This window comes from Paenibacillus sp. FW104-T2 (assembly GCF_058789975.1).
The window spans coordinates 245744-256953 of record NZ_JBYTCE010000006.1 but is presented as its reverse complement, the minus strand read 5'-3'; the positions used below and the strand labels follow the sequence as shown (position 1 = coordinate 256953).

Here is an 11210-nt window from a genome sequence, read left to right as displayed (position 1 = left end):
GTAGAACGGACATATATTTCCTTCTTCACATCTGCAAAAAATGTCCCTACTGTGCCTGCTGCCTAAGGTATACCGTTAAGGTACATCGCAGACAAGAGGAGGATGATGCGAATGAACTGGTGGTCTTCCAACCGCCTTCGCCTGATTCAAAACAATCTCCGCGAGATTGATGCGGACATGAATGTGGACCTGTTGATGGAGGAGATGCAGGAGTTTCAAGCCAATGTGCTAATGATGAATGCGGGAGGGATTTTTGCCTTTTATCCATCTGCACTGGAGCATCAATATGTCACACCTTATCTTCAAACCGATTTACTGCAGGAGGCCATATCGAAGGCCCATGCGCTCGGAATGAAATTTATTGCCCGCTTCGATTTCAGCAAGGCGCACGAATCACTGTTTGAGGCACATCCGGAATGGTTTTATCGTGACCGTAACGGACAGGAAGTGAATTACTACGGGATTGTGCATACGTGCCTGAATGGGGAATATCAGCAGGAGAAGTCCATCGAGTCAATTATAGAAGTGCTTGAGAAGTATCCGGTGGACGGCATTTTCTTCAATATGTTCGGATACCAGCATTGGGATTACAGCGGCAACCATTATGGACCTTGTTACTGTGACAACTGCAGGCGTTGTTTCCAGGAGATCTGCGGGGCTGAACTGCTGAACTACACGGGGCCGGAGCATGAATTGCATAAAGCGTATCTTCATTTTCAGGAGTTAACCTCCCGAGAGATTTTGAGCAAAATTCATCACAGGGTGAAGTCACGCTGGCCGGATATAGCCATAAGCACCTACCACCCGCACAGGGTTGATATCATTCGCAAGGAATCAAATACATCGCTAACCCGAAGCTTGCCTTTATGGCAGTATTCCGCCTCAGAGAATGTGGCCTCCGTAGTGAGCAGCTGGGACGATAAAATAGTCAGCAATTGCAGCATTAATGCCATCGATCTGACCTATCGGTTCACCGGGGTCTCGCCCCATGAGACGGAAATAAGGCTATATCAGAACATCGCGAGCGGGTCCGGACTCGATTTCTGTATTATAGGAGCCTTCGAGGGATATCCGGATCGGAAGAATTTTGAAGTAGCCCGGGACATTTTCCGGTATCATGCAGCACATGAACATATCTATGGAAGCCTTGCTTCCATGGCTGAAGTCATTTTGATTAAACCCAAGGCACCAGAGGCAGGGACTGAATATTTGGGTCTGTTCAAAATGTTAAAAGAAGCCCATGTCCTGTTCGATGTCATTGTCGAAGACCGGATTACCGCCATGGCACATAAGCTGGCCGCAGTGAAAGCAGTCATCCTGCCTGGTTTACAAAGGCCTCACATCGATACCAAGAGAACGTTGAGCAACTTGCTCAGCCAAGGCACAGCGCTGCTTGCTACAGGAAACGCCTTAAGAGAGGATGCAGAAGCATTATCAGACTGGTTCGGAGCTGTGCACACAGGGAATACCAACTTGCTTCCAGCCGCTTATCTTCAAGTGGCAGATGCCGATCGTTTCCCCAGTCTGAAGGACCGGGAGTGGATCACGGTTAGCGGTAGTTTTGATCACGTAAAATTTGACCCATCCAAAACGAATTGCTGCATGCCGTATATTGAACCTGCATCGTTCGGTCCGCCTGAACGGGCGTATGGACACCGGGTGGGGGAGAGTTACGGACTGGGAATCTCCAATCCGCCAACCGGTGGTACAGCAGCCTATTACACGTGGAATCCGGGTGTTCTGTATTACAGGCACGGTTTCGAAGATCACAAACATGCCGTGGTGGATATTCTGGCCCGGTTGATCGGGGAGAACGTGTTAAAGAATGATCTGCCTGCCAGCACGGAGCTATTTCTGAATCGGACGGAACAGGGCGATGTGCTTCTCCAGCTCCTGAACTTGTCCGGTTTTAACGGAACGACATATATGGAAGCGATACCGCTATATAACCGCACGATTGAGTTTCGCGATATAGGAGTACCTGTTCGGGCGTATTCATTAGATTCGACGCAGACCCTTCCCATTCATGCCGAGGGGAACATAGTCAGACTAACCATACCCGAACTGAAGCGGTATGAAGCCATTCTAATCGAAATGGAACATGTCCCGAAGAAAGAGGTGACATTAATCGAATGAAACCCCAGATAACGAAGGTGAACCGTGCCACGGGCAAGCTGCAATCCGGCAGCCTTTTGTCACGAATGTACAAACACCGAATGATTTATTTGCTTATTTTGCCGGGGCTGCTGTATTTCCTGCTGTTCAAGATTGTACCTCTCTGGGGATTGCTGCTGGCTTTTCAGGATTACAATCCGTTCCTCGGTTTTACGGGAAGTGAATGGGTGGGATTCAAGCATTTTAATGAGCTGTTTGCCAGCTCCAACTTCTACATCATGCTGCGAAATACGCTCGCCATTAATCTGATCGCACTGGTATTCCATTTCCCGCTGCCGATTCTGCTGGCACTCATGTTGAACGAAATTCGGCATGAGACGTTTAAACGCATCAACCAGTCGATTGTGTACTTACCGCACTTTCTGTCCTGGGTCGTCGTTGCCAGTATGACGTTTTTTCTGCTCTCCACGGACGTCGGCATTGTGAACAAGCTGATTGCACAGAGCGGCAGAGATACGATTTCGTTTCTATCGGAACCGAATTATTTCTGGGGGCTGCTTACGGCTCAGAGCATGTGGAAGGAAGCCGGCTGGGGAACGATCATTTTCCTCGCGGCGATGGCGGGAGTGGACCCTCAGCGGTATGAAGCTGCCGTTGTTGACGGAGCCGGACGGTTCCGGCAAATCTGGCATATTACGCTGCCTGCCATCCGGCCGACCATTATCATTTTGCTGATCCTACGCCTCGGCAGCATGGCCGATACGGGATTTGAACAAATTTTGCTGATGATGAATCCGTTGGTTCGTTCGGTTGGAGAGGTATTTGATACGTATTCCTATACGTACGGGATATTGCAAGGCAAGATCAGCATTGGGGTTACCGTGGGGCTGTTCAAGGGACTGGTTGGATTGTTCCTAATTGTGGCTGCCAACAAAATTGTAAGAAGACTTGGACATGAAGGCATCTATTAATCCGATGGGTGTGGTCTGTCAGAAAGGAGGATAGGTTATGAGCTTTGTTGTGCAGAAAAAAGGGCTCACGCTCTTCGACTGGATCAATTATAGTCTGGTTGCTTTGATCTCGCTGGTATGTATATTCCCGTTCTTATATGTCTTCAGCGTTTCGTTTACCGATCCGAAGGTGTATGTGCCGCTCAAGTTTTATCTGTTCCCGGAGAAGTGGTCGCTGGAATCCTACCGGTATATTTTATCAACCAACAGTTTTATCAATGCGTTTAAAAGCACGTTGTTTATTACGGTTGTAGGCACCATACTGAATATTATTGTATCCTTCACCATGGCTTATGGATTAACCAAACGCTCTCTGCCCGGGCATAAGTGGATAATGGGCTTGGTTATTTTTACCTTGGTGTTCAGTGCGGGGATTATTCCGAATTACTTGCTCGTGAAGGAGCTGGGACTGCTGAACTCCTATTGGTCCATGATTTTGCCTGGACTGACGAATGCCTGGAGCCTGATTGTGATCAAAAGCTTTCTGGAATCGCTGCCTTCGGAGCTGGAGGATGCCGCACAGATTGATGGATGCAGTGATCTCACGGCATTTTTCCGGATTATTGTTCCGTTATCCATGCCAGCGATCGCCACGTTTACATTATTTTTCGCGGTAGGACACTGGAATGCGTATTTCAATGCATTGATCTATTTATCCGATTCAAGCAAATGGACGCTGCAGCTGCTCATCAAGACACTCGTTATCGATTCAAACTCCGTCGCCGTAGCTCAGGCTGGGGCAAGTGATGAAAGCGTCGTGCCGCAGGAGACCATTCGAATGGCGTCGATCGTACTCGCCATGGTGCCGATCCTGATCGTGTATCCATTTTTGCAAAAGCATTTTGCCAAAGGTGTCATGATTGGCTCCGTCAAAGGTTGAATGCAGCTGAAGTTAAATCGTGCTTTATTTATAAATGCAAACGCTTACCAATCTGACGATAAGGGAGATGAAGGCGGAATGAACAAGGGGAACAAACGATGGACGACATGGCTCTGCATGCTTCTGGCAGTAACCATGCTGGCGGCGTGCACGGGGAACAGTGGTTCAGGTGAAACGGCAGGCAGCACAAATAGCGGAGAATCCGGTGGAGACCAGCCGCTGGACATCAAGATGTTTGCCGGATTGTACAATGAAATTCCCGATATGAACAACGAATACTGGACCGAATGGGAGAAGCGCACCAACGCCAAACTCGATATTGAATGGGTGCCTTCAGGCGATCTGGATACGAAGCTGGATTTGCTGCTTGCCTCCGGTGATCTGCCAGAAGTCGTAGCCTACCAGAATCAGATTCGCCCCACGCTGATTACCGCGATCAAGAACGGCGCGTTCTGGGACCTGACTCCATTCCTTGGAGATCTCAGCGAATATCCGAACCTGAAGGAGAATCTGGCGCCGGATGCGCTCAAATACCTGTCGGTGGAAGGGAGTATTTACGCCGTCCCACGCTCCCGTTCCCGGGTTGATGGGGGACTGAAAATTCGGGAGGATTGGCTGAAGCAGCTGAATCTGCCGATTCCCAAGACGTTTGAGGAATATCGAGAAGCCCTGAAGAAAATCGTGGACAGTGATATGGATGGCAACGGCAAGAAGGACACGGTTGGCCTATTATTTGTCAACAACCCACCTGCCATGTTCCAGGCCGGATTCGGAGCATATAATCCAACCTATGATAACGATGGCGGGCTGATGAGCCCTGGATTAACACCGCAATATGTGGAGATGGTCGAATGGTTCCGGGAACTGTACGCCGATGGGCTGCTGTCCAAGGAATATGCCGTCATGAAGGAGATTCAGGCCGAAGAACTTTTCAAGACCAACCGGGCGGCTTCTTATGGACGTCCAATCTGGTGGGATCATGAATGGGAGCAGGCCATGAAAAAATCAGGGCAGCCTGACGCCAAAATTCTGAACTTGTCACTGACAGGTCCTCATGGTGACGCAGCGGTCGGTCTGGAGACCGGAGTCGCGGGTGGATTCTACATTTCCAAGAAGGTGCCTGAAGAGAAGGTGAAGCAGCTTCTGAAGTATTTTGATCTGACCGCTTCCCAGGAAATGACGGACTTTGCCTACTATGGCATCGAGGGTACGCACTATACGGAACAGGATGGTCAGAAAGTGCTGACGGAGCAAGGGGTCAAGGAAGTGAACACAACGAGCAAAGGGGCAGGTGTGCTCGCCTATGCCAAGTGGGGCAAAGTGATTAGTGCTTCCGGAGACAAAGCCTATAATGACGCCAAAATCAAGGAAGTCGAGAATTTCGACGAAATTGGAAAGATCGACTTCTACCGTGTGATTACCTCGGAGGCCTGGAGAGAGACATGGCCCAAATATGCAGACGAGTACAGCTCCATGTTGACCCGAACGATTGTTGGACAGATCAGTGGCGAAGAATTCAGAGCCTATGTAGACAAGTTGAACAGCCAGCCGGACATTAAGCAGGCCTATCAGGAAATGGCCAAGGCTTATGAGCAGTTTAATCAACAATAACGATGTTAAGGAGAAGCGATGAAAACTCCCATACTGAGCGATAAGCAACAACGTCCCTGGTGGCAGCAGCCGCTGCGCATCATTCAACCTAACATGCAGGTGAAGGACACCGAGAAGATTGATCCCGAAAGGCTTGCGGAACAAATGCTCGAGATGGGTGCCAATGCCATGGTGTTTAATGTGGGTGGAATCTATGCCTGGTACCGATCGAATGTCGCATTTCATGTTCAAAATGAATACTTGCCCCGCGGCAGCGACCTGCTGCGGGATATGATCCAGAGCTGTCATCTGCGCGGGATTCGCTTTATTGCCCGCTTTGATTTCAGCAAGGCAGAGGACTCCGTTTATTTGCAGAAGCCCGAGTGGTTTGTCCGCAAGGAAGGGGGACAGCCGGATATTATCGGTGCCACCCGCCCGGGGGCCTGGCCTCTGTTGATGTCGACCTGCATTAACGGGGGCTACCGCAACGAAGAACTGGCGGTTCCTGTAATCCGGGAAGCACTGGAACGTTATGAGATTGACGGTGTCTTCTTCAACGCACCCGGATATATATTTTGCCAATGCTCCAATTGTCAGAAGAAATACAAGGGGATTTATGGAACAGAGCTGCCGACTACTTCAGCAGAGCTGGCGTCTGATTTTGGAGCCCGCTGCTTTGATGATAATCTGGGCCGGATGTATCAGGAGATCAAGGCTGTTCGGCCTGAGGTGCCGATGATCCTGTACTATAATCTGCATCGGGACAATCTGGAGAAACGGGTGTCCATCACTGATATGCTCTGTACTGAACCGCAGGATGTGTTGTCGCTGGGGCACACCCGTATCCCGGAGTTCTGGCAGCCTGCGCTCAGTATCAAGGTGGGGCGTTCCGTTCCGGGTCGTCCTGATCCCTTCGGCATTGTACATTCTTGCCCTGGCATGGACTGGCGGCATACCGGGCTTCCGCCTGCCGAATACCGCTTCTGGCTCTCGCAGATTCCAGCCAATGGCGGTCAGCTCTGGCATTCATTAACCGGAATCCCGGATACGATTACGGATAAGCGGATTTTGCGAACCGTAACAGAGGTCAACAGGGATGCAGCGAAGCTTGCTTCCCATATGGACGGCGCACAACCCGTGAACCAGGTGGCACTCATGTGGAGTGCCAATCGTTCAGCGGAAGGCTTGGCGGAGGCGCTCATCCATAAGCACATTCCCTTTGATGTGATTCTGCCTGAACAGGTGGGCACTGTGAACCTGAACCACTATCCGGTCGTTATTTTGCCTGAAGGATTCACACATTCATCCCATTTTATAGATTTACTCCGCGATTATGTGAGTCAGGGAGGCAGTCTTATCGCAGAGGGAGAGCTGCCGAAGATGGATGAACCGACGGATTCGATGCTGATGGACCTCTTTGGTATTTCCGGGGAAATGCAGGAGAGCGAGTATTTGGCTGCATCCTACCTGCGGTTTGAACAGAACTCTATTACAGCCAACGAAGGGAATCCACTGCAGCGGAAGCTGGAGGAAACGGAACTGATACCGCATCGAGGCAAGGTGATGTACTGTCAGCCCAAGGATGTGAATGTGCAGGTATTGGCAACGTTAGTTCCTCCGTTTTCTCCGTTGGAAAGTGTAGGAGCGCCTCCGGAACGGGCCTCACTGGCTGTTAAACAAACCGATCTTCCGCTGGCATTGTTGCGAAGCTTTGGCACAGGGCAGACCTTATATTTCCCGTTTTCGCTTAGCGGGCTCATACAGGAATTCAAATTGGAGGAACATTTCCGGTTGTTTGCCAATGCCGTTCATGTGCAGTTGAACAATAAAGCTCTGGTATCGATCTCGGAAGCGCCAGGTTTACAGCTGACTGTTTTCCGCAAGGATAACGACCTGCTGATTCATCTGGTGAACGGGGCAGGACGCAGACCGCTGTCAGCTGTGCTCCCCATCCATGATATTGAGATTACAGTTCGTTCAGGGGAGGATACTTCTGCAGGAGACGCTGAAGCTTTAATCGCAGGAATGAAGCTGAAGGCAGAACGGTCCGGAAATAAACTGAAAATTTACGTCCCCACGCTGGACGTTTGGGAGTGTATCCGGGTACCTCTCTTGATATAATGAACCCGAACAGAGACATGCGAAAATGAGCCTAAGGCAGCATACGGGGGTGATTCCATGAGGCGGGTAATGCATACCATCCAATCAGCGCTTGACCGCTGGTTCGCAACGAATGGTTATCTGAAAAGACTGATCTGGTTGGGCTGCATGTCGGTGGTCATCCCGGTGGTGCTTGCCGGAAGCGCGTACTATCATTTCTCGATGATCAAACTGACCGAACAATTCCAGGATAACAATATGGCCTCATTGAACTTGCTCAAAGACAGGGTGGAGAATATTCTGACCAATATTGAGCATGAATCGATGCAGCTCGCCAGTGGCCCATTGATGCGAAATGCATTAGGCAGTGCTCATTATGAGAGCGATTACTTTCTACACCTGGATATGCTCGATCTGTTTCAGCTCCACAAAAACACCAATAATCTAATTGAAGAAATGATTTATTATGATGCTAAAACAGACATGGTTCTGTCCCATTATTACGGATTGGTCTCGCTGGCAGACTACAAGGAAAAGCAGGACATGGGAGCTGCTCTGAAAGGCGAGGCAGCTGCAGGTTGGAGATATCTTCCCGAGTCCGGAGAAGCGGGCTATATCTCCTATGTGAGGCAAGTGCCTGTCATGGGACAGGGAGAACCGCGCGGCGTGGTCATTCTCCAAGTGAAGGAACAGGAGCTGCGGAGTTTGCTGCGCAGCTATTCCGTCAGTCTGGAAGATCAATCTCTCGCCATTCTTAATGCGGATCAGCAAATTATTTTGCATACGGACGGTCCAGGAGAGATTGGCAAACGGGCATCGGAGGACGAGGTGCTGCAGCAGATTGCATATGCAGAAGGCAGAGAACGCTCGGGGCATGAGGTACTGAAGGGGGAACATGGGAATGAGCTTGTGGCATATGCCTCGGCATCGATGGGTAGGACCTATATATCCCAACTTCCTGAGCAGGAGATGATTGCCCAGTTGAATTGGATCAAGGTGCTCATTCTGATCTCGGTGTCCATCTTTGTGTTGGTCGGTATGCTGCTCACCTGGTTCAGCTCACGGCTGGCCTACAACCCTATTCAGCAGCTGCTGCGGTATGGGGAGCACTTGCGCAGGAACGGGCAGGATACAGCTCCCCAGGGGAATGAAATTGAATATATCCGGTCTTCGCTCAGCTATCTCAATGAACAGACCGAAACCCTGAATCGGTATATAGAGGGCATACAGCCAGACCTCCGCGATCGTTTTTTGCAGAGATTACTGCAATCTAGCGGTTCATGGACCAGCAGCAGGTTGGAAGAAGAATGTGCCAGACACGAGTTCCAGACAGAGGGACAATTTTTGGTGCTGGTCGTCAAAGTGGAAAATCTGGTCAAGAAGAAACGATTTTTACCCAGTGAAGGCCCCGTCATTGTATTTGCCCTGAGAAACGTCATGGATGAACTGCTCAGCCAAAACACGAATCTGACGGGGTATGTTGTAGACAAAAATGATAGTGATTCGGTGGCAATTCTGCATTTCGATTCAGAGATTTCTGCTCGTGAAGCGAGGCAGAGGGTATGCAGCTATGCAGAGGAGATTCATCACGCACTGGATCAGTACCTGTCTTTCTCGGCAACAGTGGGCGTAGGGCGTCCGGGTCAACTGCATGGGATCGCAGAGTCCTTTCGTGAAGCGCAGCTTGCCCTGCAGTATCGGCTATTTGATGATGCCGAGAACGTTCTGTTCTATGAAGATATTCTGGCCACCCAGCGTAATCCGGTCTTCATGTATCCCCGGGAGATCGAAGAGGAGATTCTTGACTCACTATGGAACGGAACGCTTACGCATGCGGAGGATGCGCTGCATCGGTTTTCCAAGAAAGTGCGTGCTTCCGAATCCTATACGGTCATGATTCAGGGATATCATATGCTGCTGTCGGCCATTATTCAATTCATGGAGACGAAGGGTCCCGGCATGCTTGAACGACTGGGCAGCAATCTGTTCGATCAGCTGCAGGAGAATCAGACATCGAAGGAGATGCACGACTGGTTTATCGGTGTGCTGTTTCCATTATGCATTGAGGCCAGTCAGGATCTTCGCACCAATTCATCCCGCCTGATTGTTCAGCGGGTCTGCGAGCATCTGAACAGCCATCCCGAAGGAGTACAATCGCTATCGGATTGTGCAGAACTCGTGAATGTCAGTCCTTCCTATCTAAGCAGGCTCTTCAAGAAGGAAATGGGGGTGTCCTTTATCGAATACCTAATGAATCTGAAGGTGCAAAAAGCGAAGCAATTGTTGAAGGATACCGATTGCACCATTACGGAAATTGCCGAACAGGTGGGATATTCGGAACGCAATCTGAACAGGGCCTTTCAACGGTTTGTTCAGATGTCGCCCAATCAGTATCGAATGTCCGTCCGCTAGATTTCATGTAAATGATAGACGGCGGCGTACGAAAGCTATAACATACAGATATAGCAATCCAAGACAAGCACCTCATCAAACCATAGAGAAACAAGGAGGAAACCTACGATGACAAATACGACGAAGGCACCTGGAGAGACGAAAGTTGGCTTTATCGGTACAGGCGTTATGGGGAAAAGCATGGCAGGTCACATCCAGAAAGCGGGCTACCCGCTGCATGTGTATACCCGCACAGCCGCCAAAGCGGAAGTATTGGTGAATGAAGGGGCCGTTTGGCACGATACACCAGGCAAACTTGCGGCTGAGTGTGATGTCATCATCACCATGGTAGGATATCCGAAGGATGTAGAGGAGATTTATCTTGGCGAGGACGGTCTTGTGGCCAATGCCAAACCGGGTTCAACCCTGATTGATATGACGACATCCAGTCCCATGCTGGCTGCTCGCATCTTCGAGGCGGCAGAAGCCAAGGGGCTGCATGCATTGGATGCACCCGTATCGGGTGGAGATATTGGCGCATGCGATGGCAAGCTGTCCATCATGGTTGGTGGCACCCCGGAAGCATTCGAAGCAGTACGACCGCTGTTCGAGTGTATGGGCACCAACATTGTATTGCAGGGCAAGGCGGGTTCCGGTCAACATACCAAAATGTGCAACCAGATTGCCATTGCATCCGGCATGATGGGCGTATGCGAAGCACTCGCCTATGCCAAGAGTTCGGGGCTTGACGCGGAGAACGTGCTGAAGAGCATTGCTACCGGGGCAGCCGGAAGCTGGTCGCTTAGCAATCTCGGTCCGCGCATGATCGCAGGCGATTTCGAGCCTGGATTCTATGTGAAACATTTTATCAAAGATATGGGAATCGCCCTCGAATCGGCCAAGGCCATGGGCATGAAGACGCCAGGACTGGCACTGGCTGAATCCCTGTATCAGGAAATATCCAGAAACGGTCTGGATGAGAAGGGCACGCAGGTGCTCTATACGTACTATCTTCAAGCATAAATCGCATTTGTGGTAAGCGGCAGCGTGTTCTTTTTCTTAAGTGGAAAGGGATGCGCTGTTTTTTTAGAATTTTCAATGGATCGAATGTGTCTAAAGTCACA

The 11210-nt window shown here is 50.1% G+C and carries 7 protein-coding genes; all 7 read left to right on the top strand.

All coding sequences use genetic code 11. The features are described from left to right. Nucleotides 1-111 precede the first annotated feature (111 nt). The 7 genes from AC3WQ3_RS10520 (at nucleotide 112) to AC3WQ3_RS10490 (ending at nucleotide 11109) form a co-directional block, all read left to right on the top strand. Nucleotides 112-2136 carry a family 10 glycosylhydrolase gene (locus tag AC3WQ3_RS10520; protein ID WP_492472222.1) on the top strand — a complete coding sequence of 675 codons (2025 nt, stop codon included), beginning with the start codon at nucleotides 112-114 and terminating at the stop codon, nucleotides 2134-2136. Continuing rightward, entirely contained in the window at nucleotides 2133-3086 is a 954-nt protein-coding gene (locus tag AC3WQ3_RS10515; RefSeq protein WP_492472221.1) for an ABC transporter permease, read from the top strand. Before AC3WQ3_RS10520 ends, AC3WQ3_RS10515 begins: the two co-directional genes overlap by 4 nt. A 37-nt stretch (nucleotides 3087-3123) precedes the next feature. Further along, nucleotides 3124-4005: a carbohydrate ABC transporter permease gene (locus AC3WQ3_RS10510; RefSeq protein WP_492472220.1), complete on the top strand. Its 882-nt coding sequence runs from the start codon at nucleotides 3124-3126 to the stop codon at nucleotides 4003-4005. Next, nucleotides 4006-5616: an extracellular solute-binding protein gene (locus AC3WQ3_RS10505; RefSeq protein WP_492472219.1), complete on the top strand. Its 1611-nt coding sequence runs from the start codon at nucleotides 4006-4008 to the stop codon at nucleotides 5614-5616. Nucleotides 5617-5634: 18 nt separating this feature from the next. Then, on the top strand, nucleotides 5635-7716 hold the full coding sequence (locus AC3WQ3_RS10500) for an alpha-amylase family protein (RefSeq protein ID WP_492472218.1): 2082 nt from the start codon (nucleotides 5635-5637) through the stop codon (nucleotides 7714-7716). A gap of 57 nt (nucleotides 7717-7773) precedes the next feature. After that, complete coding sequence (locus tag AC3WQ3_RS10495; protein WP_492472217.1) at nucleotides 7774-10107, top strand: helix-turn-helix domain-containing protein; 2334 nt, start codon at nucleotides 7774-7776, stop codon at nucleotides 10105-10107. A 108-nt stretch (nucleotides 10108-10215) separates the two neighbouring features. Then, the gene (locus tag AC3WQ3_RS10490) at nucleotides 10216-11109 is read left to right on the top strand and encodes an NAD(P)-dependent oxidoreductase (RefSeq protein WP_492472216.1); all 894 of its coding nucleotides are present in this window, start codon (nucleotides 10216-10218) and stop codon (nucleotides 11107-11109) included. The last annotated feature ends 101 nt before the right edge of the window (nucleotides 11110-11210 follow it).